This is a genomic window from Microbacterium sp. cf046, assembly GCF_900114345.1.
Taxonomy (GTDB): Bacteria; Actinomycetota; Actinomycetes; order Actinomycetales; family Microbacteriaceae; genus Microbacterium.
Genome location: NZ_FOZJ01000001.1, coordinates 99,225 through 124,001, shown reverse-complemented (window position 1 = coordinate 124,001; position 24,777 = coordinate 99,225). Strand labels below are relative to the sequence as shown.

The window sequence follows — 24,777 nt, the reverse complement described above, 5'->3', positions numbered from 1 at the left end:
GCAGGGCATGGCGATCAAGCTGGAGAACGTCGGCATCGCGGTGCGCGACCTCGAAGAAGCGATCTCCTTCTTCACGGACCTCGGTCTCACGGTCATCGGCCGTGACACGGTCAGCGGTGAGTGGACCGACACCGCCGTCGGCCTCGACGGCAACCACGCCCGCATCGCGATGCTGCAGACGCCGGACGGCCACGGCCGCCTCGAGCTCTTCGAGTACATCCACCCCGATGCGATCGAGACGGAGCCCACACGTCCCAACGAGATCGGCATGCACCGCGTCGCCTTCTCCGTCGACGACATCGACGCGGCCCTGGAGATCGCAGCGAGGCACGGGTGCCGACCGCTTCGCGCAGTGGCGACCTACCAGGACCAGTACAAGCTCACGTATCTACGGGGACCCAGCGGCATCCTCGTGATGCTCGCCGAGGAGCTGCAGAAGAACTGAAGTCGCCGATCAGCGCCGAGTGAGCCGGAGCCGATGCGCCCGGGGTCAGCGCAGGAACGTCTCGGCCAGGCCCGCAGGACCGCCGTGCCGACGCCAGGATGCGCCGATCACACGGTACGCGCGCTCGCCGGCGTCCTTGCACACCTCCCGCACTTCGGGGTCCCGTACGACCTCGGTGGCCGCCTTGCGAACGGCGGGCTTGCGCAGCAGCACGGCCGCCGAGATCGCCGCGGCCCCGAGGGGGAGCAGCATGAGCCATGGGCTGGCGGTGTTCGCTCGGTCGCGCTGGGCATCGCCCGGGGCGGTCTCGAATGACGGCGTTTCCTGTTCGGGCCTGGCCGACCATGTCGGCAATGCGCTCATGCTCATGATTTCTCCCTATAGAGTGGGGTCACGGAGGCTAAGTTAGCCCCGTGTTAGCCCGAGTATAGGCATGACGTGAGGATGTTTGTCAACCATGGCCACTGAGCGCGCTGTCCCGAACCCGCGTCTGGCGGCGCAGGCCTCAGTTCTGAAGGCCTGGGGTCATGAGTGGCGGCGTGCCAACGGCAAGGGTCAGCAGGATCTCGGCCGAGTCGCCGGGTACGGCAGCGACACGAGCCCGAAGAGCGCAGCCGTGGCGATCTCGCGGATCGAGTCGGGCAAGACCGACCCGACCGGACGATACCGGCAGCGTCTCCTGGACGCGCTCGGCCACACGGAGGCGGAGCTCGAGGAGGAGACGGATCGGGCGCTCGCCGCGCAGTCGCGCCCCGGTGTGTTCGCCCGTGCGATGGTCGGGCAGGTGCACCTCGAGAACGATGCCAGGCGAGCGCAGATCATCGCCGCCTCGAACCTGCTCACCGAGCGGGTCACGTTCCAGATCCGCAACTCGGAGCGGACGATCGAGCGCGCGCGGATCGACTTCGTGATGCCGTTCCTCGAGACCGCCGCGAAAGTCGACTGGCGACCACTGCTGGAGGCCCAAGAGGTCTCGGCGGGCGACGCCGGACCGGGATCCCTCGAAGGCGGCATCCGAGGGCTGCGCGGACAGACCGGGATCAGCGTCCTGAGAACGGTGTCCGAGAGCGGCGCGATCGGCGGGACCGGGATGAGTCCCGGCACCGCGGCCGGGATCTTCGTCGCCGTCTCGGTCGCGGGGTCCGTGTCGACGGGGTCTGCGATCGCCTCCCAATCCGGCGCGGCCGCGTCCAGCTCAACCCTCGCCTGGCTGGGAGGCGGGTCGCTCGTCGCCGGCCGCATGGGAGTCGCCGGCGCAGCCGCCCTGACCGGCATCGTCGCGCTTCCCGCGCTCCTGGCCGTCGGGGGCGTCCTCGTCTGGAAGGGCCGCAAGCTCCGCAAGGAAGCCGAGGCAGAGGCGGAGAAGCTGGATGCCGCGCAGCAGGCGCTCGAGGACATGCAGGATGCGCTGCCCCGGGCCGAGCGATGGAACGAGGCCCAGCAGGCCGTCGTCCAGCGAGCCGAACTGATCGGTCGGACCATCCACGCCCGGTATGCGGAGTCGCCGCCGTTCGTCGCCGCCGCCGCGGGCGGGCTGAAATGGGACGAGCTGCCATCCGATGCTCGCAAGGCGCTCGACGTCGAGCTCAAGCTGCTCAGCATCATCCTGGACACGCAGGCGCTGCCCGTGTGGCTGGGGGTCACGACCGTGAGCCAGCCCGACCTCACGGCCTCGCAGGAGAAGACCGCGACCGTCTCGGAGGAGTGGATCGACGACAGCCTGACGCTTGCCCAGTTCGACCTCGACGAGCATGAGGAGTGGGTGCGAGGGGTGCTGGCCCGGGGGTCCGTCGGCTGACGCCGGGTCTGGGCATCGGAGGGGATGACGGGAATCGTCCCTCCGTTCAAGCGAGATGAGAGTGTTCGCCGAGCCTGTGCCAAGACCGGTTGTGGTACACGAGGGCGTCCCCGTGCTGTCCGACGCCGAGGTCGCGGTCGATCTGCGATTGCAGTGCGTGCGCCGCGATAACCGTGGAGCCGCCGGCATCCATGCGGCCGATGACCGCGCAACGGAGCCACGCACGCACGCCGTTGTACACCGGCTCGCCGGTGACCAGACGAGAGTAGCGGTCCGTTTCGGCGAAGCGGTCGACCCCGCTGGTGGCGCAGAGTTTCGCGACCTCGAGGTCGTCGGCGTCGAGAAGATGAACCACCACAGTCTCCGCGCGGGCGAACACGGCAGCGGTAGACGACTGGGCGGAAATCGAGAAGATGAGCAATGGCGGGTCGGCGCTTACGGAGGACACCGAAGTCGCGGTCAGCGCGACCGGCCGTCCGTCCGCGTCAGCGGTGATGATTGCCACCCCGGAGGGGTGCCCGCGGAAGGCGGCCTTGAACTCTTCCGGCGACAACGAGGAGTCGAAGCCGGGTCTCGCGCCGGCCGATCTGGTTGCAGTTGCAGTTCTTGTCATGCCTTCGGGATTCTGAACGTCGATTTGGTCGCCATGATCGGCCGATCGGCCGGACTCGGCTTGCGGAACTCGATACAGTCATCGTCCAGGACAAAGTGTCCATCGACAAACTAGCGCTGGCTATCGGTTCCTATAGTCTCCGCCTATGGATCACTTCACGCGTTCGAGGCTAGCCGAGCAGCGCGATGCCGAAGCCTGCTACGACCATCCGCAGTTCAGCGAGGTAGCGCTGCGCCTGCTGCGTGAGCGGGATCGCCGAGTGGCCGATCCAGCCGATCTCGATGCGTTCGTCGACGTCGAGTGGGATGGCGACGATCTCCGGGTCGAGGTCGTCGCTGATGATACCCGTGGAGATCGTGTAGCCGTCGAGACCGATCATGAGGTTGAAGATGGTGGCGCGGTCGGAGACACGGATCTCCTGCTTGCTCGACAAGGTGGAGAGGATCTCCTCGGCGAAGTAGAACGAGTTGTTCGCCCCCTGGTCGAAGGTGAGCCGCGGCGAGTCGGCGAGATCGGAGAGTGTGACGCGATCTCGAGAGGCGAGGGGGTTCTTCCGGGAGATGAAGATGTGCGGCTCGGCGAGGAAGAGCGGATGGAACGCGAGCCCGGAGTCCCGGAGCAGTTTGTCGATGACGTTCCGGTTGAAGTCGTTGCGGTAGAGGATGCCGATCTCGCTGCGGAGCGTCCGGACGTCCTCGATGATGTCCCAGGTGCGAGTCTCACGCAGGGAGAACTCGTATTCGGGCGCGTCGCTGGCCTTCACCATCCGGACGAACGCGTCGACCACGAACGAGTAGTGCTGCGCCGACACCCCCAGGAGGCGCCGCGACGGCGGTCGACCGAGGTAGCGCTGCTCGAGGAGGCCGACCTGCTCGATGACCTGTCTGGCATACCCGAGGAACTCCGCGCCATCGGCGGTCAGTGTCACCCCGCGGGCGGAGCGGACGAGGAGGGCGCGGCCCACCCGCGCCTCGAGTTCCTTCATCGCCGCAGACATGGTCGGCTGGGAGACATAGAGCAGGTCGGCTGCGGCACTGATCGACCCCTCCGCCGCGACCTCGATGAAGTAGTGGAGCTGCTGAAGCGTGAAACTGCCTGACGCGCGAACCATAGGTAAAGACTATAAGGATGCATAGCCACGACGAGTTTGTTGATGGGCGTGATTTCCCTGCACGATGGCTGTACTGACTTCCGCAAGGCCGAGCCCGGCCGATCAGCCCGGATTGGCCTCTCATGGCGAACGAGTTCACGTTCAGCATCACCACCACCCGCTTCGACGAGGACTACTCGCCGTCGGACAGTTCGCGGATCACGACGAACTTCGCAAATCTGGCTCGAGGCGAGCACCGCCAGCAGAATCTGCGTAACGCCCTGACGATGATCGATCGGCGCTTCAACGACCTCGCCCACTGGGACAACCCGAACCGCGACCGCTACACCGTCGAGCTCGAGATCGTCACCGTCGAGCTGCAGTTCGCTGCGGGAGGCGAGGATCAGGAATTCCCGCTGCTCGAGGTCCTCGACATCCAGATCGTCGACCGACGCACCGAGCAGCGTCACCAGGGGATCGTGGGGAACAACTTCTCGTCCTATGTCCGCGATTTCGACTTCAGCGTGCTGCTGCCGGCAGCCACCGAGGCCGCCGGGAAGTTCACCGTGCCCGATGATTTCGGCAGTCTGCACGGCAAGCTGTTCCAGCACTTCCTCGACTCCGCCGCGTACCGGGAGCGATTCACGACGTCACCCGTGATCTGCATCAGCGTGTCGACGAGCAAGGAGTACCGTCGCACGGCGAACCACCACCCGATCCTCGGCGTCGAGTACCAGCAGGACGACTACTCCCTGACCGACGAGTACTTCGGGAAGATGGGGCTGCAGGTCAGATACTTCATGCCGCCCCGCAGCGTCGCGCCGTTCGCCTTCTACTTCCGCGGCGATCTGCTCAGTGACTACACCAACCTGCAGCTCATCGGCACGATCAGCACGATGGAGACGTTCCAGAAGATCTATCGCCCCGAGATCTACAACGCGAATTCGACCGCCGCCAGCATCTACCGACCGAGCCTTGAGCAGCAGGACTTCTCACGGACCCAGATCGCCTACGACCGTGTCGAGCGCAATCAGCTCGCGGCGAAGCAGGGGAAGTACACGGAGGAGCATTTCGTGAAGCCGCACGGCGAAGTACTGGAGCAGTGGGCAACCAACTACCCCGCCCTCGTCGGATGACTCGCGGAGAATCGTCAACCGTGCACACGCTGTTGCCCACCTCCGTCGTCGGCAGCCTGCCGAAGCCTTCCTGGCTCGCCGAACCGGAAACCCTCTGGTCTCCGTGGAAGCTCGAGGGCGACGTGTTGGTCGAGGGCAAACAGGATGCGCTGCGCAGCGCAGTCCAGGAGCAGCGCCAGCGCGGCATCGACATCATCAGCGACGGGGAGCAGACCCGCCAGCACTTCGTCACGACCTTCATCGAGCACCTCAGCGGCGTCGACTTCGAGCAGCGAGAGACGGTGCGCATCCGCGATCGGTATGACGCGAGCGTGCCGACCGTCGTCGGTGCCGTGAGCCGCGAGAAGCCAGTGTTCGTCGAAGATGCGAAATTCCTCCGCCGGCAGACCGACCAGCCGATCAAATGGGCACTCCCCGGCCCGATGACGATGATCGACACCCTCTCCGACCGCCTCTACAAGAGCCGCGAGAAGCTGGCCTGGGAGTTCGCGACGATCCTCAATCAGGAAGCGAGAGAACTGGAGTCGGCAGGGGTCGACATCATCCAGTTCGACGAACCCGCATTCAATGTCTTCTTCGATGAGGTTCAGGACTGGGGGATCGCGGCGCTGGAGCGCGCGGCCGAAGGGCTGCGCGCGGAGACGGCCGTGCACATCTGCTACGGCTACGGGATCAAGGCGAACACCGACTGGAAGGCGACGCTCGGACCGGAGTGGCGGCAGTACGAGCAGACGTTTCCGCTCCTTCAGCAATCCGCCATCGACATCGTCTCGCTGGAGTGCCAGCACTCCCATGTCCCGATGGAGCTCATCGAGCTCATCCGCGGCAAGAAGGTCATGCTCGGGGCCATCGACGTGGCGAGCGAGACGATCGAGGCGCCCGATGAAGTCGCCGACACCCTCCGGAAGGCGCTCGCCTTCGTCGACGCGGACAAGCTCATCCCGAGCACGAACTGCGGCATGGCACCGCTGTCCCGCGACGCTGCACTCGGAAAGCTGAGCGCACTCAGCGCGGGCGCAGACATCGTTCGTGCGGAGCTCACTGCCGCAAAGCCGTGACCGCCCGTTGGAGTGCTCGGCGATGAGCCTTCCTCATCGAGCCGATCAGTTTCTTGGAGAGGGGATGACGGGAATCGTCCCTCGCCCCCTCCGCTCGCCGCTGCGCGGCGTGCGGAGCCTCGGGGCGGGGGGCCCGCCCGCAAGCGGGATCGGTTCGGACGGCATCACCACGAATGCCCAGCCGCACCGCCGGAGGCGGCACGTCTGGGCATTGGAGGGGATGACGGGAATCGAACCCGCGCTATCAGCTTGGGAAGCTGAAGTTCTGCCATTGAACTACATCCCCGGTGGCCTTGCGGCGTCCGCCCAGCATAACAAACGGCGTCGCGACGACCGCGCTCGCTAGGCTTGCCGCGTGCTGCTCTCCGATCGCGACATCAAGGCCGAACTCGACGCCCGCCGCATCGGCCTCGAACCGTGGGAACCCGAGATGGTGCAGCCCTCGAGCGTCGACGTGCGCCTCGATCGCTACTTCCGCCTGTTCGACAACCACAAGTACCCGTTCATCGATCCCGCTGAGGATCAGCCCGAGCTGACCCACCTGATCGAGACAGCCCCGAACGAGCCCTTCATCCTGCATCCGGGGGAGTTCGTCCTCGGCAGCACGTTCGAGCTCATCACCCTGCCCGATGACATCGCCGCGCGCCTCGAGGGCAAGTCCTCGCTCGGACGACTCGGGCTGCTGACCCACTCGACCGCCGGCTTCATCGACCCGGGGTTCTCTGGCCACGTAACCCTCGAGCTCTCGAACGTCGCGACACTCCCGATCAAGCTGTGGCCGGGTATGAAGATCGGTCAGCTCTGCTTCTTCCGGCTGTCGTCGCCGACCGAGAACCCGTACGGCTCGGGACCGTACGGCAACCGGTACCAGGGTCAACGCGGACCGACGGCATCCCGGTCGTTCCAGAACTTCCACCGCACCGACGTGGGCACGACGGATGCCGGTGCCGAAGGCCGCTGACGGCGTGACGCCGATCACATGACCGACGACGCCGTCGCCGCGGTCATCCGCGCGAGCTACGTGCTGCTCACGACGTTCAAGCGCGACGGGTCGGCGGTCGCCACGCCGGTCTGGGCGGTCGGCGACGAGGCCGGCCTGCTGATCTGGACGCCGCGGGACACCGGGAAGGTGAAGCGCATCCGCCGCTCCGGGCGGGTGACGGTGGCGCCGTGCACGATGCGGGGACGACCGACCGGTGCGGCCGTCGACGCGATCGCGAAGATCCTCGACACGTCCGGCACCCTGCGCGTGCAGGAGGCGATGGGTCGCAAGTACGGGTGGGTGGGCCGAACGCTCCTCACGCTCGCGGTGCGCCGTGCCGGGCAGGACGCGGTCACCGGCATCCGCGTCGACTTCGTGCGCTGACCTGAGGCGCTCTAGAGCCCGACGACGAGCGCGAGCGACGTGTCGCCGCAGGCGAGCACCTCGGCGCCGCCCGGCAGCCGCGCCTCGACGCGCGGGGGCTCCGCTTCGCGCAGCGGCGCGAGCGCCTCGGCGAGCCCGTCGAGGCGGAGCATCGAGCCCGGTTCGCGTCGGGAGTCCGTGGCCGTGACGATGCGCCCCGAGGCGTTGACGACCGCGATGGGCACGCCGCTCGCCCGCAACAGGGGCAGCAGTTCGCGCTCGAGCCGATCCACGAGCACATCCATGCCCACCACGCCGAGCAGCGCTCCTCTCACCAGCACGGGAGTGGTGATCGTCACGGTGTAGTCGTCGGTGCACACGTAGTCGACGTACGGGCCGGTGAGATGGCGCGCGCCCGTCCGGGCCGGGAACCGCCACCACTCGAGGGTCGTGTAGTCGCGGAACTGGTCGTTCGACGGATCGTCGATCGTGGCCAGGCGACGGATGCCGGCGGCTCCGCCCAGCCACCATGCGAGGTGCCAGTGCGCGTCCGACAGCAGCCCGGGGGACGCGACGAACCCGCTGCCCGTGATGAGCCCGTCGGCGGCGAGCGCGGGCACGGCGCTGGCCTCCACGACCGGGTCGAGGCTGGCAGCCGTGGGAGCGGCATCCGATTCGAGATGCGCCTGAAGGCGGTCGCGCCACCCGTCGATCGTCGCGAACAGGCCGTCGATCGTCGTCGCCACCCGCTCGGCGACCTCGGGCGGCGAGAGCGTTGCCGTGGGGTTCATCGCACTCCTTGCCCGGTCAGCTCGGCCGATGCCTCGAGCCGCAGCTTCTCGTCCACCAGCCAGTCCAGTGCGGCCGTCGCCTGCGCGATCGTCGCGGCGCGCGCCGCGACGGGGTCGACGTCGCGGATCGCGTCGATCACACGGGTTCGGGATGCGGCGCTGTGGTCACGGTACTCCTGTTCCCGCAGGCACAGCCAGAGCAGGGGTCCCGCCTCGCTCTGCAGCCTGACCTCCTCGCGGACGAGCCGCGGCGACTGGCTGATCGCGGCGACCTCGAGCTGGAAGCGGCCCAGCGCGCGGCGTGCCCCACCGGCGGTCGACAGGTCGGCGCTCTCGTGGATCGCGAGCAGCGTCTCCAGGTCGTCGTGGCTCGCCCGGTCGGCGGCGATCTCGGCGGCGGTGCCGGCGATCGCCGAGACGTGCAGGGCGAGATCCCGCAGCTCGATCCGCGAGTGCCCGCGCACCCGCGACTCGAGCAGCCGGGCGGCGGAGTCGCGGTCGTACGTGACGAAGCTGCCGCCGTCCCGCCCGCGTCGCGTGCGAACGAGCCCGCGGTCGCGCATGCCCTCCAGCGCCTCGCGCGCCGTCACGAGTGCCACGCCGAGGCTGCGCGAGAGCTCGGATTCGCTGGGCAGGCGCTCGCCGTCGCGCAGCACGCCGCTCACGATCGCGTCAGTCAGCCGCTGCTCGACGAGCTCGGCTCGACCCGTGCCGTCGAGGGGTGCGAACACCACGGAACGGGCGGCATCCTGGTGGCCCGTCGCGTTCGGCATGTGTCGGCGCTCCCTCGCGTCTACCGGTGGCCTGCGTATCCGTGACAAGACCGTAACACGCAGACCCACTGTTAGACATATGGTTCCATATGATTTAGTAGCACCGACGTCGAAGGGGATCGTCATGACTGAGCAGCCAGCCATCCGACTGTCCGGACTCACCAAGGAGTTCGGCACCGTGACCGCTGTCGACCACGTCGACCTCGAGATCGCGGCCGGCGAGTTCTTCTCCATGCTGGGTCCGTCGGGGTCGGGCAAGACGACGGTGCTGCGGCTGATCGCGGGCTTCGAACGCCCCACCGGCGGCACGATCGAGCTCTTCGGGCAGGACGTCACCTCCCGGGCCCCCTTCGACCGGGACGTGAACACGGTCTTCCAGGACTACGCGCTGTTCCCGCACATGAGCGTGCTCGACAACGTCGCCTACGGCCTGAGGGTTCGCGGAATGGGGCGCAAGGAGCGCCGAGATCGGGCCGGGAAGGCGCTCGCCGCGGTCCGCCTCGAGAATCTCGCCGATCGCAAGCCTTCGCAGCTCTCCGGCGGGCAGCGCCAGCGGGTGGCCCTGGCGCGCGCCACCGTGGTCGAGCCGAAAGTGCTGCTGCTGGACGAGCCGCTGGGCGCGCTGGACCTCAAGCTCCGCGAGCAGATGCAGGTCGAACTCAAGCAGATCCAGCGCGATCTCGGCATCACGTTCATCTTCGTCACGCACGACCAGGAGGAGGCGCTGACGCTGTCCGACCGGATCGCCGTGTTCAACGCCGGACGGATCGAGCAGCTCGGCACACCGCGCGAACTCTACGAGCAGCCGGCATCCCGATTCGTCGCCGACTTCGTCGGCACGTCCAATCTGTTCGATCCCGATCGCTCGAACCAGCTGATCGGACGCGAGGGCGAGCACACGATCCGCCCCGAGAAGCTCACCCTGTCGGTCGAGCCCGGCTCGGGCGAGGGCGTGCGCTCCGCTCCCGGCACGGTCGTCGAATCCATCTACGTGGGCAGCGCGATCCGCCGGGTCGTCGATCTCGACGCAGGCGTGCGCGTGACCGTGGTCGAACGCAACGACCGTTCCCGCGCGGCGGACCAGGATCGCGGGGACCGCGTACACGTGAGCTGGCACGACGAGGACGTCGTCGCCCTCATACCCCCGGGAACCTGACCCGGGAACAACAGCCGCGGGCGAATGCCCCGGTACACGGCACGAGAGGAAGAACAATGAGGCACATCACACGCGGAGCACGCTCCGCAGGCGTTGCCGTGCTGGCGATCGGCGCACTCGTCGCGCTGACCGCCTGCGGCACCAGTTCGGGCGGCGACTCCGGCGGCGGGGACGCGGCCGACGAGCTCGGCGAGATGGAGGGATCGGTCTCGATCCTCGCCTGGCCCGGATACGTCGAGGACGGCAGCAACGACCCCGCAGTCGACTGGGTGTCCGGCTTCGAGGAGAAGACCGGCTGCATGGTCGAATCGAAGACCTACGGCACCTCCGACGAGGCGGTCAGCCTGATGAAGACCGGCGACTACGACGTGGTGGCCGCATCCGGCGACGCGACGCTCCGCCTCATCGCGGGCGGCGATGTCGCCCCGGTCAACACCGATCTGATCCCGAGCTACGCGGGCATCTACGACTTCCTCAAGGACCAGGCGTGGAACTCGGTCGACGGTGAGTCCTACGGCGTGCCGCACGGCTACGGCGCCAACCTCCTGCTCTACAACACGGACGTCGTCACCCCGGCGCCCACCTCATGGGACATCGTCTTCGACAAGGCGAGCGACTACACGGGCAAGATCACGGCGTACGACTCGCCGATCTACATCGCGGATGCTGCGGTGTACCTGATGGCGCACCAGCCCGACCTCGGCATCGAGAACCCCTACGCCCTCGACGAGGAGCAGTTCCAGGCCGCCGTCGACCTGCTCAAGGAGCAGCGTCCGCACATCAGCGAGTACTGGTCGGACTACCTCAAGGAGATCCAGGCGTTCGAGACAACCGACTCGGTCGCCGGCACGACGTGGCAGGTCATCCAGAACGTCCTCGAGGGTGAGGGAGCGCCCACCGCGGTCGTCCTGCCCGAGGAGGGTGCCACCGGATGGTCCGACACGTGGATGATCGCCTCCGCGGCGAAGAGCCCGAACTGCGCCTACGCGTGGCTCGACTGGATCGCCAGCCCGGAGACCAACGCTGCGGCGACGGCATACTTCGGTGAGGCTCCTTCCAGCCAGGAGGCGTGCGACTACCGCGACGACTGCGAGGCGTACCACGCCGGCGACGCGGAGTACGCATCGCAGATCTGGTACTGGACCACGCCGATCGCGGAGTGCGTCGACGGTCGCACTGATGTCGAGTGCGTCGACTACTCCAAGTGGACCGAGGCCTGGTCCGAGATCAAGGGCTGACCGACACGAGATCACCGGGGGCGGCGGACCCGAAACGCCGCCCTCGGTTCCACCCCGGAGCACACATGACCGCGACACCACTCGCCGACGAGCGCACGACGCGCGCCGTCCAACCGCCGCGTGACACCGCGGCGCGACGGTTCTCGTCGTTCCTCACGTCGCATCCGCGCACCCGACTCGCGCTGCTGCTGACGGCGCCGCTCTTCTGGCTCGTGGTCGTGTACATCGTCGCGCTCGTGCTGCTGCTGGTCACGGCGTTCTGGTCGGTGGACTCGTTCACCGGCGAGATCATCACGGAGTGGACGCTCGACAACATCATCACCGTCCTGACCGGTGCGCTGTACCAGACCGTGACCCTGCGCACGCTCGGCGTCGCGCTGATGGTGACCCTGATCGACGTCGTGCTGGCACTGCCCATCGCGTTCTACATGGCGAAGGTCGCGTCGCCGCGGGCGCAGCGGATCCTGCTGATCGCCGTGCTGATGCCGCTGTGGGCGAGCTATCTCGTGAAGGCGTACGCATGGCGGTCCGTGCTCTCGCAGGACGGCATCCTCGAGTGGCTGCTCGCCCCGCTCGGGCTGCACACGCCCGGCTACGGCCTGACCGCGACCGTCATCACGCTGTCCTACCTGTGGCTCCCATACGTGATCCTGCCGATCTACGCGGGGCTCGAGCGCGTCCCCGACTCGCTGCTGGAGGCATCCGCCGATCTGGGCGGCAAGACCTGGCGCACCCTCGGCAGCGTCGTGCTGCCGCTCATCTTCCCCGCGATCATCGCGGGAACGATCTTCAGCTTCTCGCTCTCGCTCGGCGACTACATCACGGTCAACATCGTCGGCGGCGCCAATCAGATGCTCGGCAACCTCGTCTACACGAACGTGGGTGCCGCCAACAACCTGCCGCTCGCGGCGGCGATCGCGCTCATCCCGATCGTGATCATCTTCGGCTACCTCGCGATCGTGCGCCGCACGGGCGCCCTGAACAACCTCTAGGACGACTCATGCGACTCGGAAGAACCGCACGGATCGTGCTGGCGGCCGTCACCGGCCTGATCCTCGTGGCCGTCTACGTGCCGCTCATGGTCGTGCTGGTGAACTCGTTCTCCACCTCGACCTCGCTCGCCTGGCCGCCTCCCGGGTTCACGCTGGAGTGGTGGGTGAAGGCGTTCGAGAGCGCGGGCGCCCGGGAGGCTGTGCTGACCAGCGTTCAGGTGGCGATCGTCGCCACCCTCATCTCACTCGTGCTCGGTACGCTCATCTCGATCGCCCTGCAGCGATTCGAGTTCTTCGGTCGCGATGCGATCAGCCTGCTGATCATCCTGCCGATCGCACTTCCCGGCATCATCACCGGCATCGCGCTGAACAACTTCTTCCGCACGATCATGGGGATCCCGCTGTCGATCTGGACGGTCGTGATCGCGCACGCGACGTTCTGCATCGTGACCGTCTTCAACAACGTGATCGCCCGCCTCCGCCGGACCGGCACGAACCTGGAGGAGGCCTCCGCCGACCTCGGCGCGGGGGTGTGGACCACCTTCCGGCTCGTCACCTTCCCGCAGCTGCGCTCAGCGCTTCTCGCCGGAGGCCTGCTCGCCTTCGCGCTCAGCTTCGACGAGATCATCGTGACCACCTTCACGGCCGGGTCCGGGGTCACCACTCTGCCGATCTTCATCCTCAACAACATGTTCCGGCCGAACCAGGCGCCCGTGGTCTCGGTGATCGCCGTCGTGCTGGTGATCGTGTCGATCGTGCCGATCTACCTGGCCCAGCGATTGTCGGGGTCGGAGCAGACTCGGCGCTGATCAGAGATCCGGGGATCGCACGAACGCAGGAGATCTCACGAGCGCGGGGCGTCGTGCACCGAATCGTCCTGTGCCGGTGAGATCACCTGATCTCGTGCTGCGACTCAGGCCACTGGGCGCGGGACCACCCCCCCGCGCGCGTTCATCCGTCACCCGCGTACGCTTTCCGGCCCGATCCTCGTACCCCGGTGACGGATGAACAGGGCGCTGATCAGTGGGCGGTCCGAACGCCGACGAGGTCGTGGATGAGCACGGCCGCGGCGCGCGCACCCTGGCCGGCCGCGACGATGAGCTGCTGCGGACCCGGGGCCGCGGCATCCCCGGCCGCGTAGAGGCCCGCGACCGACGTGCGGCCCGAGCGGTCGACGAGCAGATGGCCTTCGTGATCGCGATCCACGCCGATGCCGGCGAGGAACTCCAGCGCGGGATCCCAGTGCGGGCGCACGAATCCTCCCTCGATCGCGATGCGCGTGCCGTCAGCCAGCCGTACGGCCGACACTGAGCCGCGATCGCCTTCGAGGTCGTCGATCCGCCGCCGCTCGACGACGATCCCGGATGCCGCGAGCTCGGCCTCTTCGACCGTGTCCACCACGACCGCGCCGTTCGTGAACACCGTGAGGTCATCCGTCCACCGGGCGATGAGGCGTGCGCGGGTCGGAAGGTCGGGCGTCTCGCCGATCAGGGCGAGCGGGCGGTCCTGCAGCTCCCAGGCATCGCAGGCCGCGCAGCTGAACAGGCTCATGCCGTAGAAGCCGCGCAGGCTCGGGATCGCCGGAAGGGTCTCGCGCAGCCCGGTCGCGACCACCGCCGACCGCGCCACGACCGTCGCCGGCTCCCCGGAGCCGTGGCTGCTGATCGTCGCGCTGAATCGTATGCCGTCCGCGGCATCCACTTGCGAGAGCGCGATCGCGTTCGTCCGGTCGAGCATTCGCACCGTCGGGTATGCGGTCAGTTCGGCGCGCGCCAGCTTTCGCAGCTCGAGCGGCGAGATGCCGTCGCGCGTGAGGAATCCGTGCGAACGGAGGGTGGCGGCGTTGCGCGGTCGGCCCGCGTCGATCACCAGCACGGTCGCCCGAGCGCGGGCGAGGTTCAGTGCGGCCGACAGGCCCGCCGGGCCGCCCCCGACGATCAGCACATCGAAGACGTCGGGTGCGGCATCCGCCGTGTGCGGTTCGCGGTCACCCATGCGAGGCTCCGCCCCGCGGGGCCTCGCCCGACGCCCCAGCCGCGCCGGGCGCGACCTGCGGCGGAAGCGCAGCGATGAGCGGGTGGTCCTTCGTGTAGACGCCGACCTTCGCCGCGCCGCCGGGCGAGCCGATGTCGTCGAAGAACTCGACGTTGGCCGTGTAGTAGTCCTGCCACTCGTCGGGCACGTCGTCTTCGTAGTAGATCGCTTCGACCGGGCAGACCGGTTCGCATGCCCCGCAGTCGACGCATTCCTCGGGGTGGATGTACAGCGATCGCTCACCCTCGTAGATGCAGTCCACCGGGCACTCGTCGATGCATGCCCGATCCTTCACATCCACGCACGGAAGCGCGATGACGTACGTCACGACAGGGCGAGGCTGTCTGCCCGCGAGATCGCGACCTGCTCCTCACGCGGGACGACCTTCACGCGCTCACGGGTGTGGGTGTGCGCGGCGCCGAGCGCGCGCTCGTGAGCATCGAGGGCCAGCCAGCCGTCCCAGGTCGTGTACTCGACCTCGCGCTGGTCGAGCAGCTCGAGCACGTCGCCGCGCTCGGAGGGCGTGCGGAGCGCACCTGCGTTCGCGTCGGCCACGAGGTGCGCGACGGTCTCCATCGCGTCGGACTTCGTGTGGCCGATGAGTCCGACCGGGCCGCGCTTGATCCAGCCGGTCGCGTAGAGCCCGGCGACCGTCTCGTCGTCGTCGCCGATGACGCGTCCCTCGACGTTGGGGATCACGCCCCGAACGGTGTCGAAGGGGGCGTCCACGACGGGCGTGCCGTAGTAGCCGACCGCCCGGTACAGCGCCTGTACGGGGATGTCGCGGACCTCGCCGGTTCCGCGGACCACGCCCTCGGCATCCGGTGCGGTGCGTTCGAAGCGCAGCGCCTCGACACGCCCATCGCCGAGCACCGCGACCGGCGCGTGCCAGAAGTGCAGGTGCAGGCGGCGGCTCGCACCCGTGGTGCCGCGGGCGCGCCAGGCCTGGAAGGTGCGCAGGATCACCTTCAGTTGGTTGCTGGAGCCGGCGGCGAGTTCGAGCTCGGCGAAGTCCTCGTCGGCCAGCACGATGTCGACATCGGGCACCTCGCCGAGCTCGCGCAGCTCGATGGGGGTGAACTTCACGTCGAGCGGGCCGCGGCGGCCGAACACGTGCACGTCCGTCACGGTGGAGGCCTCGAGGCCGGCCAGCACGTTGTCGGGGACCTCTGTGGAGCGCAGATCGACCGCGTGCTTCGCGAGGACGCGTGCCACGTCGAGGGCGACGTTCCCGTTGCCGATGACCGCCACCTCCGCGGCGTCGAGCGGCCACTCGCGGGGCACATCGGGATGGCCGTCGAACCAGGCGACGAAGTCGGCGGCGCCGTAGGAGCCGTGCAGATCGATGCCCGGAATGCGGAGCTCGGCATCCCGGATCGCGCCAGTCGCGAGGATCACGGCGTCGTAGCGCTCCTGCAGGTCGTCGATCGCGATGTCGCGGCCGACCTCCACGTTGCCGATGAAGCGGATCGTGCCTGCGCTGAGCATCTCGTGCAGCGAGTTCACGATGCCCTTGATGCGGGGGTGGTCGGGTGCGACGCCGTAGCGGATCAGACCGTACGGCGCTGGAAGCGAGTCGAAGAGGTCGATCTCGACGGCGCCGCCCTCGGCGGACACCGAATTCGCGAGGATGTTGCCCGCATAGATGCCGGCGGGACCGGCGCCCACGATCGCGACGCGAAGGCTGAGGAGGTTCGTCACTGGGGCAGTGCCTTTCGGGAGGTGTGCTCCGCGGCCAGGCGCGCGGAGAGCTCTTCGGAGACCTCCAGCGCATTGACCGCGAGGTCGGCAGGAGCATAGGGGCTGAGGCGCACGACGTCGCCGACGACGACGACGGCGGGGGAGCGGATGCCGCGCTCGGCGGCCTGCGCGGCGATCGTGGCGAGGGTGCCCACGGTGACGCGCTGGCGTGGGCCGAACCCGTCTTCGACGACCGCCACGGGGCAGTCGTCGCCGCGTGCGCCGCCGGCGAGGGTGATCGCGGAGTGCGCCAGCGTGCCGACCCCCATGAGCAGCACGACGGTGTGGTCACGGGCGCCGCCCAGTTCGCGGATCTGGTCATGGCCGGTCACCACCGTGAACGCCGTCGCAAGCCCGCGATGGGTCAGGGGGATGCCGGCGATCGCGGGCACCGAGATCGCGCTGGTGATTCCGGGCACGACCTCGACCTCGACGCCCGCCGCGCGGCAGAATTCGAGCTCCTCGCCGCCTCGGCCGAACACGTACGGATCGCCGCCCTTGAGCCGCACGACACGCTTGCCCTCGCGGGCGAGGTGCACCAGCAGGGCGTTGATGCCGTCCTGGGGGACGGCGTGATGGCCGGGAAGCTTGCCCACATCGACGATGTCGGCGGTGAGGTGGACACCGTCCGCGGCGAGCCCATCGAGCACCCCGCGTGCGCCGAGACGGTCGGCGACGATCACGTCGGCGCGCTCGAGTGCGCGCAGTCCCTTGAGGGTGAGCAGGCCGGGATCGCCCGGGCCTGCGCCGACGAGTGTGACGCGTCCTGCGCCATCGGGAGCCTGTCGAAGTGTCATCGGGCACCTCCGGAGAGCATGAGACCGCGCCGCCGCAGCATCCGCCGCTCGAGCGGGCCGAAGAAGAGCAGTTCGATCAGGACGCCGATGAACAGGATCACGAGGATGGTCGCGAGCACGCCGGCGAGGTCGGCGAGTTCGCGGGACTGCTGCAGCATCGAGCCGAGGCCGAAGCCGATCGAGCCGCCGGTGGCGATGATCTCCGCGGCCATGAGCGATCGCCAGGAGAAGGCCCAGCCCTGCTTGAGTCCGGCGAGGTAGCCGGGCAGCGCTGCCGGCAGGATCACGGCGGTCGCCAGCTGTATCCGGGTCGCGCCGAGCACGGTGCCGACGCGCCGCAGCTGCGGCGGCACCTGATCGACGCCGGCGATGAGCCCGTTGACGATCGACGGGATCGCGCCCATCAGGATCACGAAGTAGACGGTGGCATCGGTCAGGCCGAACCAGATGATCGCGGCCGGAACCCATGCGACCGACGGCAGCACCTGCAGGCCCGAGATGATCGGGCCGACCGCACGCCGCAGCGGGCGCACCTCGGCCAGCAGCAGTCCGAGCGGAGTGCCGATCGCGATCGCGATGAGGAAGCCGACGATGCCGCGTTCGAGGCTCGTGGCGACCGCGAGCTGCAGCCGGCCGGTCTCCCATGCCTCGGCCAGTGCCCCGAAAACGGCGGCGGGGCTCGGCACCCGATCGGGGCGCGGTTCGGCGATCACGACGTAGAGCTGCCAGAACAGCAGGAGCAGGAGGACGAACAGCACCGGAGGAACCACGCTGGTGAGGAATGCGCGCCAGCGGCTCGGCCGCTGCTCTTCATCGGTCTGGAGCCGGTCGAGCCCGGCCTCGAGACTGCGGAGGTCTTCGGACTGGCGGGATGCGGCATCCGCGCGCGCGTCGTGGATCACCGAGCTCTCTGTGGCAGTGTCATGCGGCATTGCGGCGGATCTCCTTCCGCAGCTGGTCGGTGATCTCCACCGAGAGGGCCGCGACCTCGGGCGACTCGATGCGCCGCCCGACCGTCTGAGCGATGCGCCACTCCTCGACGACCCTGCCGGGCCGGCTCGAGAGCAGCACGACCCGCTGCGCGAGCCGCGCGGCCTCGCGCACGTTGTGGGTGACGAACACGATCGTCCGGCCCGTCGCCCGCCACACCCGCTCCAGCTCTTCGTGCAGCAGGTCGCGCGTGATCGCATCGAGGGCGGCGAACGGCTCGTCCATGAGCAGCACCGGGCGGTCCTGCGCGAGCGCGCGGGCAAGCGCGACCCGCTGGCGCATCCCACCAGACAGCTCGTGCGGCCGCTTCTCGGCCGCGTCGGCGAGGTTCACGGTGTCCAGCAACGAGAGCGCCTTCTCGCGGCGCTCTCGGCGCGGCACCCCGCGCAGGCGCAGGGCCAGCTCGACGTTGCGCCGCGCACTGAGCCAGGGCATCAGCGCGGACTCCTGGAACATCACCGCCGAGCCTTCGGTCGGAGTCTGGATGTGCCCGGAGGTGGGCTTGTCCAGCCCGGCAACGAGGTTCAGCAGGGTGGACTTGCCGCACCCGGAGGCGCCGAGCAGGCAGACGAACTCCCCGGGTGCGATCGTGAGGTCGATTCCATCCAGCACGAGCGGACCGCGCCCGAAGCGCTTCTGCACGTTCTCCACCCGGACCGCCGGCGGGGCCGCCGGTGCGGGCGGCCGCACCGGCGCGCTCTCATCGAAGCTCGGCCCGAGCAGATTGGGCGCACGCACGCCCGGCGTCACCGCGGCGGCCGGCGTCAGCGAGCCGGGGGTGTGGGGCGGAGCCCCACTGAGTGCCCCACCGGGCGTGCGTGCGGGGGATGTCATGTCAGTCCTCGCCCAGCCCGGCCGCCGAAACGGTGTCGAGGTCGTCGGCTTCGAGGATGCCGTTCAGAAGGGTCAGGTCGAACAGGCCGTCGATCGATCCTTCCTTCTGGGTGCCGGCCGCGAGGCCGTTCTCCACCAGCGTCTCGAACGTGTCGGCGTGCGGATCGAACGAGAAGGTCACGTTCTGCAGGGAGCGCTCGATGACCTCGTCCGAGAGCGGCTTGCCGGTCTCCTTCTCGATAGCGGCGTTGATGACGCCGGCCGCATCATCCGGGTTGTCCTCGAGCCACTCGACGGCCGCGACGTGTCCTCGCAGCAGGTCCTCGACGACATCGGGGTGCTCCTCGAGGAACTCGGCGCGCACCAGCAGGACCGTGGTGGGGAACTCACCGTCCTCCCACAGGTCGGCCTCGTCCACCAGCACGTGAGCGCCCGCGTCGATGATCAGCCGGGAGACCCAGGGCTCCGGCAGCCACGCGCCGTCGATCTGTCCGTCCTGGAACAGCTGCAGGGTCTGCGCGTTCTCGGTCGGCGTGATGGTCACGTCGCCGCCGCCCGTCGTCGAGGTCTCGAATCCCTCATCGGCCAGCCAGGTCCGCAGCGCGACGTCCTGCGTGTTTCCGAGCTGGGGTGTCGCCAGAGTGGTGCCTTCGAGGTCCTCGGGCTCGTCGATCCCGTCGCGCACGACCAGCGCCGCGCCTCCGGTCGTCGCGCCGGCGATGATCCGCGCGGATTCGCCGCCGGACTGGATGAACGTGTTGATCGACGGGTTGGGGCCGATGTAGGTCGCGTCGATCGCCCCCGCCGTCAGGGCCTCGATCGCGGCCGGGCCCGCGTTGAACACCTGGGTGGTGATGTCGACGCCGGGCAGTTCGTCGGCGAAGAGTCCCTCTTCGAGCCCGACCAGCGCGGGGGCGTGGGTGACGTTCGCGAAGTAGCCCAGGCGGAGTTCGGTGACCGACGGTGCGGCGGACTTTTCCGCGGTGGAGGGCGCGCCCCCCGGTGCCGCTGTGGCGCTGGCGCAACCGGCCATCATCATCGCCACAAGTCCAAGAGTGGTGATCGTCGTCGCAGTGCGGATGTTGTTCACGGTGTCGCCTCCTTCAGCGGGTGGTGCGGTTGTGGTGGGTGCGCGAGCCGTTCAGGATCGCGCGATGCCGGCGGCGAGTGTCGCGCCGTCGGACGGGTGGATGACCAGGAAGGAGCCGCCGGCGCGATTCGCACTGTAGGGCTCCAGGGGCAGGTCGGCGGCCAGTCGCAGCCGGGCGCGCCCGATGTCGTTGGCCTGGAGCGCATCGGCAGGCTCATGCGTGAGCGTGTCGAGGTCGTAGCGCGAGTCGATCTGCGCGATCACGGCCTGCACGGTCGCGGTGCCGTGCTTGACGAGCACGCGCGCTCCGGTGACCAGCTGCCGGGTGTCGAGCTGGAACAGCTCGGCGTCGATCTCGCGCTGCCCGGCCGGAAGGGTGCCGTCGGCGACGATCAGGGCACCGCGCGCGGCATCGACGTCGTCAGCCAGCTGCAGCGACACCGATTGGGGCGCAGCCGCGAAGTCCACCGGCACCCCCGCCGCGGCGATGCCCGAGACGGTCGTGCGGATGCCGGACGGGAAGATCTGCACGGCATCGCCCACGCGCACCGAGCCCGACGCGATGCGGCCCGCCGACGCGCGGTAGTCCCGCAGCGACTCGGCGTCCTCGCGGGAGAGCTCAGGAGAGAGGCCGCCCTGCGGGCGCAGCACGAGCTGCACGGGCAGGCGGAAGTCCTCATCAGCCCGGTTGTCGAGCAGCGACGAAGGAGCGTATCGAGACTCCTCCTGACCCGGCAGCGCCTCCAGCAGCTCGAGCAGCGCCGGCCCGTCGTACCACGGTGTGTGCGCCGAGCGCTCGACGATGTTGTCGCCCTCGAGGGCCGACACGGGGATGACGTGCACATCGTCGATGCCGAGCTCGGAGGTGACCGCTTCGACCTGTGCGGCGACGCGGTCGAACGCATCCTGCGAAAAGTCGAGCAGGTCGATCTTGTTGACCGCGACGATCACGTGCGGGACGCGGAGCAGGGCGATGACGGCGAGGTGCCGGCGCGTCTGCTCGAGCACGCCTTTGCGGCCGTCGACCAGGACGATGACCGCGTCCGCGGTCGTGGCACCGGTGACCATGTTGCGCGTGTACTGCACGTGCCCGGGGCAGTCGGCGAGGATGAAGCTGCGGCTGCCGGTCGAGAAGTAGCGGTAGGCGACGTCGATCGTGATGCCCTGCTCGCGCTCCGCGCGGAGCCCGTCGGTCAGCAGCGCGAAATCGAACGCGCCGTGTGCGAATCCGCGCTCGGCTGACGTGCGTGCGACCTGCTCGAGCTGGTCGGCGAGGATCGCCTTCGAATCGTGCAGCAGACGGCCGACGAGCGTCGACTTGCCGTCGTCGACCGAGCCGGCGGTCGCGAACCGGAACAGCGTCCCGGTGGGGAGCGAAGCGGCCCGAACGGCGTCAGGCGTTTCGTCTCGGTCGCTGGCGCTGCGAGCGAAGCGAGACGAAACGTCGGTGCTCTCGACTGACGTCATCAGAAGTACCCGTCCTTCTTGCGGTCTTCCATCGCGGCCTCCGAGATGCGGTCGTCGGCTCGCGTCGCACCGCGCTCGGTCAGCGTGGAGCGGGCGATCTCGGCCACGATCGAGGAGAGGTCGGCGGCATCCGATTCGACGGCTCCGGTGCAGCTCATGTCGCCGACGGTGCGGTAGCGGACCACCCGGGTCTGGATGCGCTCCTCCGCGCGAGCCGGTGAGAACTCGCCGACGGCGCGCCACATTCCGTCGCGCGCATACACCTCGCGCTCGTGCGCGAAGTAGAGCGGCGGAAGCGGGATCTCCTCGCGCTCGATGTAGCGCCAGACATCCAGCTCGGTCCAGTTGGAGATCGGAAAGGCGCGGACGTGCTGCCCGGGCGTGTGGCGGCCGTTGTACAGGCTCCACAGTTCGGGGCGCTGGTTCCGCGGGTCCCACTGACCGAACTCGTCGCGGAGCGAGATGATGCGCTCCTTGGCCCGCGCCTTGTCCTCATCCCGGCGGGCGCCGCCGAAGACCGCATCGTGCTTGCCCGCGGTGATCGCCTCGAGCAGGGGCAGCGTCTGCAGCGGGTTGCGCGTGCCGTCCGCGCGCTCGTGAAGCCGGCCGTCGTCGATGTAGTCCTGCACGCGGGCGACTTCGAGCCGCACGCCGAGGCGCCGCACCGTTTCGTCGCGGAACGCGAGCACCTCGGGGAAGTTGTGACCGGTGTCGACGTGCAGCACGGGGAAGGGCACCCGCCCCGGGAAGAACGCCTTGGCAGCCAGATGCAGCACGACGACCGAGTCCTTGCCACCGGAGAACAGCAGCACCGGCCGCTCGAACTCGGCGACGACCTCCCGGATGATGTGGATCGCCTCGGCCTCGAGCACGTCGAGGGTGTCGAGGCGAGTGACAGTGAGGGTCATAGGTGCAACCCGCATTCGGTCTTGGACAGACCGGCCCAGCGGCCCGAGCGCGGGTCAGCGCCGGGCTCGACCCTGGCCGTGCACGGCTCGCACCCGATCGACGGGTAGCCGTTGCTCACGAGCAGGTTCACCGGCACCTGGTGCAGCCCCGCGTAGTCGAGCAGGTCGTCGAAGCTCCACGCCGCGACCGGGTTGACCTTGACCAGGCCGTTCCGCTCGTCCCAGGCGATCAGCGGGGTGTTCGCGCGAGTCGGCGCCTCTTCGCGGCGGACGCCGGTGAACCACACCTCGTAGCCGCCGAGCGCATCCTGCAGCGGCTCGACCTTGCGGCGCGCGCAGCACAGCCCCGGATCGCGTGAGTAGAGCTTCTCGCCGAACTCGGCATCCTGCTCGGCCACGGTCTGCGTCGGCAGCACATCGACGATCCGCACGTCGAGCGCGCGGCCCACCTCGTCGCGGGTGACGCGGGTCTCGGCGAAGTGGTATCCGGTGTCAAGGAACAGGACGTCCACGCCGGGCAGCTGCTCGGCGACCAGGTGGGGCAGTGCGGCGTCGGCCATCGAACACGCCACGGCGGCGGCATCCGCCCCGAAGTTGGACGCCACCCAGGCGACGACCTCCGCGGGCGAGGCCTCGTGGTCGGTGAGGCTGCCGAGTTCGATGTTGCCGGCCTCGGCGAGGGCGCGCAGCTCATCGTGGCCGCGGCGAACCGTGGCTCGGGGTGCGAGGGAGACGGTCATTGCAGTGCCTCCTCTTCGGCGCGGTGCGCCCATTGGGCGAAGGTCTCGTCGGATGCGGCATCCCGGTCTTCCAGGAAGCGGCGGACGACCCGCTCGGTGTAGTCGGCGATCCCGTCGGCGCTCACCTTGAGTCCGCGCACCGTGCGACCGAGCTCGGCGCTCTCGCGGTCGGCATTGGCGAGCCCACCGCCGAGGTGCACCTGGTATCCCGGCACCTGCTCGCCGTCGATCATCACGAGCTGGCCCTTGAGTCCGATGTCGGCGGTCTGGATGCGCGCGCACGAGTTCGGGCATCCGTTCACGTGGAGCGAGATCGGGTGCGGCAGGTCGATGCCCGCCAGCCGCTCCTCGAGCGCGAGCACGGCATCCGTCGCGTATGCCTTCGTCTCGACGATCGCCAGCTTGCAGAACTCGATGCCCGTGCACGCGATCGTCCCGCGGCGGATCAGGCTCGGCCGGGCCGACAGTCCCAGCTCGTCAAGGCCGGAGATCAGCGATTCGACGCGGTCTTCGGGGATGTCGAGGATCACCAGCTTCTGGTGCGGCGTGGTTCGCAGGCGCGTGGAGCCGTGCTCCTCGATCAGGTCGGCGAGCCTGGCCAGCGTCGGGCCGGACACGCGGCCCACGATCGGCGTGACGCCGACGTAGAACCGGCCGTCCTTCTGGCGGTGCACTCCGACATGGTCGCCGTGCGCCAGAGGCTTCGGCGCCGCCGGTCCGTCGGGCAGCTCGTAGCCGAGGTACTCGTCCTGCAGCACCTGGCGGAATTTCTCCGTGCCCCACTCGGCCAGGAGGAACTTCAGGCGCGCCTTGTTCCGCAGTCGCCGATAGCCGTAGTCGCGGAAGATCTGGGCCACCCCATGCCATGCTTCCGCCACCCGCTCGGGAGCCACGAACACACCGAGGCGCTCGCCGAGGCGGGGCGCGGTGGACAGCCCGCCCCCGACCCAGAGGTCGTAGCCGATGCCGAGCTCGGGGTGGTCGACCGCCACGAAGGCGACGTCGTTGATCTCGTGCACGACGTCCTGGCTCGGGTGGCCGGTGATCGCCGTCTTGAACTTGCGGGGCAGGTTCGCCAGCGACGCGTCGCCGATGAAGCGCGAGGTGATCTCGTCGATCTGGGGCGTCGGGTCGATGAGTTCGTCGACCGAGATGCCGGCGACGGGCGAGCCGAGCACGACGCGCGGCACGTCGCCGCACGCCTCCGTCGTGCCGAGCCCGACCGCCTCGAGGCGCCGCCAGATCTCGGGCATCGACTCCACCTCGATCCAGTGCAGCTGGATGTTCTGGCGGTCGGTCAGGTCCGCGGTCTCGCGGCCGAACTCGGTGGAGATGCCCGCGATGACGCGCAGCTGCTTCGTGGTCAGCTGGCCGCCGTCGATGCGGACGCGCAGCATGAAGTACTCGTCCTCGAGCTCGTGCGGCTCGAGGGTCGCCGTGCGGCCGCCGTCGATGCCGGGCTTGCGCTGGGTGTACAGCCCCCACACGCGGAAGCGGCCGTGCAGATCGGTCGGGTCGATCGAGGCGAAACCGCCCTTGGAGTAGATGTTCTCGATGCGATCGCGCACGCTCAGGCCGTCATCGACCTGCTTCCACTCCTCGTTCCCGTTGAGCGGGGCCTTCCCGTCGAGCTTCCACTGCCCGTTCGGTTTGGACGACGGTCGAGGTGCGCGGGCACGTGCGCCTTCGGTCGCGATGAGCGCGGCGCGCGACGATGCGCCGTCCTGCCCGATGTCGCTGAT

The 24,777-nt window shown here is 68.8% G+C and carries 26 protein-coding genes and 1 tRNA gene; 10 read left to right on the top strand and 17 right to left on the bottom strand.

The annotated features are described in order from the left end of the window. Positions 1–7: 7 nt before the first annotated feature. Positions 8–445: a VOC family protein gene (locus BM349_RS00610; protein ID WP_091701050.1), complete on the top strand. Its 438-nt coding sequence runs from the start codon at positions 8–10 to the stop codon at positions 443–445. A 45-nt stretch (positions 446–490) separates the two neighbouring features. Here BM349_RS00610 and BM349_RS00605 read toward each other — a convergent pair whose 3' ends face one another. Then, entirely contained in the window at positions 491–814 is a 324-nt protein-coding gene (locus tag BM349_RS00605; RefSeq protein ID WP_091701046.1) for a hypothetical protein, read from the bottom strand. 88 nt (positions 815–902) lie between these two features. Here BM349_RS00605 and BM349_RS00600 point away from each other — a divergent pair, with 88 nt between their 5' ends. Then, the gene (locus BM349_RS00600) at positions 903–2,243 is read left to right on the top strand and encodes a helix-turn-helix domain-containing protein (RefSeq protein WP_091701042.1); all 1,341 of its coding nucleotides are present in this window, start codon (positions 903–905) and stop codon (positions 2,241–2,243) included. A gap of 46 nt (positions 2,244–2,289) precedes the next feature. On the opposite strand, the gene BM349_RS00595 is transcribed toward BM349_RS00600, so the two are convergent. Further along, on the bottom strand, positions 2,290–2,856 hold the full coding sequence (locus BM349_RS00595) for a flavin reductase family protein (protein WP_091701039.1): 567 nt from the start codon (positions 2,854–2,856) through the stop codon (positions 2,290–2,292). Positions 2,857–3,025: 169 nt separating this feature from the next. Then, the gene (locus BM349_RS00590) at positions 3,026–3,967 is read right to left on the bottom strand and encodes a LysR family transcriptional regulator (RefSeq protein WP_091701036.1); all 942 of its coding nucleotides are present in this window, start codon (positions 3,965–3,967) and stop codon (positions 3,026–3,028) included. A gap of 122 nt (positions 3,968–4,089) precedes the next feature. On the opposite strand from BM349_RS00590, the gene BM349_RS00585 reads away from it, so the two are divergent. Both BM349_RS00585 and BM349_RS00580 read left to right on the top strand, forming a co-directional pair. Continuing rightward, on the top strand, positions 4,090–5,082 hold the full coding sequence (locus BM349_RS00585; RefSeq protein WP_091701033.1) for a DUF1852 domain-containing protein: 993 nt from the start codon (positions 4,090–4,092) through the stop codon (positions 5,080–5,082). A 20-nt stretch (positions 5,083–5,102) separates the two neighbouring features. After that, a complete protein-coding gene (locus BM349_RS00580; protein ID WP_091704588.1) occupies positions 5,103–6,140 on the top strand; it encodes a methionine synthase in 1,038 nt (345 codons plus the stop codon). A 212-nt stretch (positions 6,141–6,352) separates the two neighbouring features. On the opposite strand, the gene BM349_RS00575 is transcribed toward BM349_RS00580, so the two are convergent. Further along, a tRNA-Gly gene (locus tag BM349_RS00575) sits at positions 6,353–6,426 on the bottom strand. Positions 6,427–6,495: 69 nt separating this feature from the next. Between BM349_RS00575 and dcd the strand changes: the two genes are divergently transcribed. Both dcd and BM349_RS00565 read left to right on the top strand, forming a co-directional pair. Then, positions 6,496–7,101 carry a dCTP deaminase gene (gene dcd / locus BM349_RS00570; RefSeq protein ID WP_091701029.1) on the top strand — a complete coding sequence of 202 codons (606 nt, stop codon included), beginning with the start codon at positions 6,496–6,498 and terminating at the stop codon, positions 7,099–7,101. A gap of 18 nt (positions 7,102–7,119) precedes the next feature. Then, positions 7,120–7,506, top strand: coding sequence for a PPOX class F420-dependent oxidoreductase (locus BM349_RS00565; RefSeq protein WP_091701025.1), 387 nt, complete (start codon positions 7,120–7,122; stop codon positions 7,504–7,506). 11 nt (positions 7,507–7,517) lie between these two features. Here BM349_RS00565 and BM349_RS00560 read toward each other — a convergent pair whose 3' ends face one another. Both BM349_RS00560 and BM349_RS18490 read right to left on the bottom strand, forming a co-directional pair. Then, complete coding sequence (locus BM349_RS00560; protein WP_091701021.1) at positions 7,518–8,276, bottom strand: PDC sensor domain-containing protein; 759 nt, start codon at positions 8,274–8,276, stop codon at positions 7,518–7,520. Further along, on the bottom strand, positions 8,273–9,049 hold the full coding sequence (locus tag BM349_RS18490; RefSeq protein ID WP_175525140.1) for a FadR/GntR family transcriptional regulator: 777 nt from the start codon (positions 9,047–9,049) through the stop codon (positions 8,273–8,275). The genes BM349_RS00560 and BM349_RS18490 overlap by 4 nt, the downstream gene beginning before the upstream one ends. A 124-nt stretch (positions 9,050–9,173) precedes the next feature. Between BM349_RS18490 and BM349_RS00550 the strand changes: the two genes are divergently transcribed. From BM349_RS00550 to BM349_RS00535, 4 genes are all read left to right on the top strand, one after another. Next, on the top strand, positions 9,174–10,205 hold the full coding sequence (locus BM349_RS00550) for an ABC transporter ATP-binding protein (RefSeq protein ID WP_217645629.1): 1,032 nt from the start codon (positions 9,174–9,176) through the stop codon (positions 10,203–10,205). A 56-nt stretch (positions 10,206–10,261) separates the two neighbouring features. Continuing rightward, positions 10,262–11,443 carry an ABC transporter substrate-binding protein gene (locus tag BM349_RS00545; protein ID WP_091701013.1) on the top strand — a complete coding sequence of 394 codons (1,182 nt, stop codon included), beginning with the start codon at positions 10,262–10,264 and terminating at the stop codon, positions 11,441–11,443. A gap of 65 nt (positions 11,444–11,508) precedes the next feature. After that, the gene (locus BM349_RS00540) at positions 11,509–12,435 is read left to right on the top strand and encodes an ABC transporter permease (protein ID WP_091701009.1); all 927 of its coding nucleotides are present in this window, start codon (positions 11,509–11,511) and stop codon (positions 12,433–12,435) included. A gap of 8 nt (positions 12,436–12,443) precedes the next feature. Then, the gene (locus BM349_RS00535; RefSeq protein ID WP_091701005.1) at positions 12,444–13,244 is read left to right on the top strand and encodes an ABC transporter permease; all 801 of its coding nucleotides are present in this window, start codon (positions 12,444–12,446) and stop codon (positions 13,242–13,244) included. A 211-nt stretch (positions 13,245–13,455) separates the two neighbouring features. Here the strand turns inward: BM349_RS00535 and BM349_RS00530 are convergent, their stop codons facing one another. The 11 genes from BM349_RS00530 to BM349_RS00480 are packed head-to-tail and all read right to left on the bottom strand — an operon-like array spanning position 13,456 to position 24,732. Further along, positions 13,456–14,430 carry an NAD(P)/FAD-dependent oxidoreductase gene (locus BM349_RS00530; protein ID WP_091701001.1) on the bottom strand — a complete coding sequence of 325 codons (975 nt, stop codon included), beginning with the start codon at positions 14,428–14,430 and terminating at the stop codon, positions 13,456–13,458. Continuing rightward, positions 14,423–14,797 (bottom strand): ferredoxin, encoded by a 375-nt coding sequence (gene fdxA / locus BM349_RS00525; protein ID WP_091700997.1) that lies wholly within the window; start codon positions 14,795–14,797, stop codon positions 14,423–14,425. Before fdxA ends, BM349_RS00530 begins: the two co-directional genes overlap by 8 nt. Further along, positions 14,794–16,170 (bottom strand): FAD-dependent oxidoreductase, encoded by a 1,377-nt coding sequence (locus BM349_RS00520; RefSeq protein ID WP_091700993.1) that lies wholly within the window; start codon positions 16,168–16,170, stop codon positions 14,794–14,796. Before BM349_RS00520 ends, fdxA begins: the two co-directional genes overlap by 4 nt. Beyond that, positions 16,167–17,006, bottom strand: a complete 840-nt coding sequence (cobA, locus tag BM349_RS00515; RefSeq protein ID WP_091700988.1) for a uroporphyrinogen-III C-methyltransferase — start codon at positions 17,004–17,006, stop codon at positions 16,167–16,169. Before cobA ends, BM349_RS00520 begins: the two co-directional genes overlap by 4 nt. Continuing rightward, complete coding sequence (locus tag BM349_RS00510; RefSeq protein ID WP_091700984.1) at positions 17,003–17,938, bottom strand: ABC transporter permease; 936 nt, start codon at positions 17,936–17,938, stop codon at positions 17,003–17,005. The genes cobA and BM349_RS00510 overlap by 4 nt, the downstream gene beginning before the upstream one ends. Beyond that, positions 17,928–18,830, bottom strand: coding sequence for an ABC transporter ATP-binding protein (locus BM349_RS00505; RefSeq protein ID WP_091700981.1), 903 nt, complete (start codon positions 18,828–18,830; stop codon positions 17,928–17,930). The genes BM349_RS00510 and BM349_RS00505 overlap by 11 nt, the downstream gene beginning before the upstream one ends. 1 nt (position 18,831) lies before the next feature. Next, complete coding sequence (locus BM349_RS00500) at positions 18,832–19,920, bottom strand: ABC transporter substrate-binding protein (RefSeq protein WP_091700978.1); 1,089 nt, start codon at positions 19,918–19,920, stop codon at positions 18,832–18,834. Between the two features lie 51 nt (positions 19,921–19,971). Then, the gene (locus BM349_RS00495) at positions 19,972–21,387 is read right to left on the bottom strand and encodes a sulfate adenylyltransferase subunit 1 (RefSeq protein ID WP_091700976.1); all 1,416 of its coding nucleotides are present in this window, start codon (positions 21,385–21,387) and stop codon (positions 19,972–19,974) included. Continuing rightward, positions 21,387–22,295: a sulfate adenylyltransferase subunit CysD gene (gene cysD, locus BM349_RS00490; protein ID WP_175525139.1), complete on the bottom strand. Its 909-nt coding sequence runs from the start codon at positions 22,293–22,295 to the stop codon at positions 21,387–21,389. The genes BM349_RS00495 and cysD overlap by 1 nt, the downstream gene beginning before the upstream one ends. Beyond that, entirely contained in the window at positions 22,292–23,035 is a 744-nt protein-coding gene (locus BM349_RS00485; protein ID WP_091700971.1) for a phosphoadenylyl-sulfate reductase, read from the bottom strand. The genes cysD and BM349_RS00485 overlap by 4 nt, the downstream gene beginning before the upstream one ends. Next, the gene (locus BM349_RS00480) at positions 23,032–24,732 is read right to left on the bottom strand and encodes a nitrite/sulfite reductase (protein ID WP_175525201.1); all 1,701 of its coding nucleotides are present in this window, start codon (positions 24,730–24,732) and stop codon (positions 23,032–23,034) included. Before BM349_RS00480 ends, BM349_RS00485 begins: the two co-directional genes overlap by 4 nt. Positions 24,733–24,777 lie beyond the last annotated feature (45 nt).

Coding starts and splice junctions, on each gene's coding strand:
- BM349_RS00610 (WP_091701050.1), top strand. CDS start 8: ATGGCGATCAAGCTGGAGAACGTCGGCATCGCGGTGCGCGACCTCGAA.
- BM349_RS00605 (WP_091701046.1), bottom strand. CDS start 814: ATGAGCATGAGCGCATTGCCGACATGGTCGGCCAGGCCCGAACAGGAA.
- BM349_RS00600 (WP_091701042.1), top strand. CDS start 903: ATGGCCACTGAGCGCGCTGTCCCGAACCCGCGTCTGGCGGCGCAGGCC.
- BM349_RS00595 (WP_091701039.1), bottom strand. CDS start 2,856: ATGACAAGAACTGCAACTGCAACCAGATCGGCCGGCGCGAGACCCGGC.
- BM349_RS00590 (WP_091701036.1), bottom strand. CDS start 3,967: ATGGTTCGCGCGTCAGGCAGTTTCACGCTTCAGCAGCTCCACTACTTC.
- BM349_RS00585 (WP_091701033.1), top strand. CDS start 4,090: ATGGCGAACGAGTTCACGTTCAGCATCACCACCACCCGCTTCGACGAG.
- BM349_RS00565 (WP_091701025.1), top strand. CDS start 7,120: ATGACCGACGACGCCGTCGCCGCGGTCATCCGCGCGAGCTACGTGCTG.
- BM349_RS00560 (WP_091701021.1), bottom strand. CDS start 8,276: ATGAACCCCACGGCAACGCTCTCGCCGCCCGAGGTCGCCGAGCGGGTG.
- BM349_RS18490 (WP_175525140.1), bottom strand. CDS start 9,049: ATGCCGAACGCGACGGGCCACCAGGATGCCGCCCGTTCCGTGGTGTTC.
- BM349_RS00550 (WP_217645629.1), top strand. CDS start 9,174: ATGACTGAGCAGCCAGCCATCCGACTGTCCGGACTCACCAAGGAGTTC.
- BM349_RS00545 (WP_091701013.1), top strand. CDS start 10,262: ATGAGGCACATCACACGCGGAGCACGCTCCGCAGGCGTTGCCGTGCTG.
- BM349_RS00540 (WP_091701009.1), top strand. CDS start 11,509: ATGACCGCGACACCACTCGCCGACGAGCGCACGACGCGCGCCGTCCAA.
- BM349_RS00535 (WP_091701005.1), top strand. CDS start 12,444: ATGCGACTCGGAAGAACCGCACGGATCGTGCTGGCGGCCGTCACCGGC.
- BM349_RS00530 (WP_091701001.1), bottom strand. CDS start 14,430: ATGGGTGACCGCGAACCGCACACGGCGGATGCCGCACCCGACGTCTTC.
- cobA (WP_091700988.1), bottom strand. CDS start 17,006: ATGACACTTCGACAGGCTCCCGATGGCGCAGGACGCGTCACACTCGTC.
- BM349_RS00510 (WP_091700984.1), bottom strand. CDS start 17,938: ATGCCGCATGACACTGCCACAGAGAGCTCGGTGATCCACGACGCGCGC.
- BM349_RS00505 (WP_091700981.1), bottom strand. CDS start 18,830: ATGACATCCCCCGCACGCACGCCCGGTGGGGCACTCAGTGGGGCTCCG.
- BM349_RS00495 (WP_091700976.1), bottom strand. CDS start 21,387: ATGACGTCAGTCGAGAGCACCGACGTTTCGTCTCGCTTCGCTCGCAGC.
- cysD (WP_175525139.1), bottom strand. CDS start 22,295: ATGACCCTCACTGTCACTCGCCTCGACACCCTCGACGTGCTCGAGGCC.
- BM349_RS00485 (WP_091700971.1), bottom strand. CDS start 23,035: ATGACCGTCTCCCTCGCACCCCGAGCCACGGTTCGCCGCGGCCACGAT.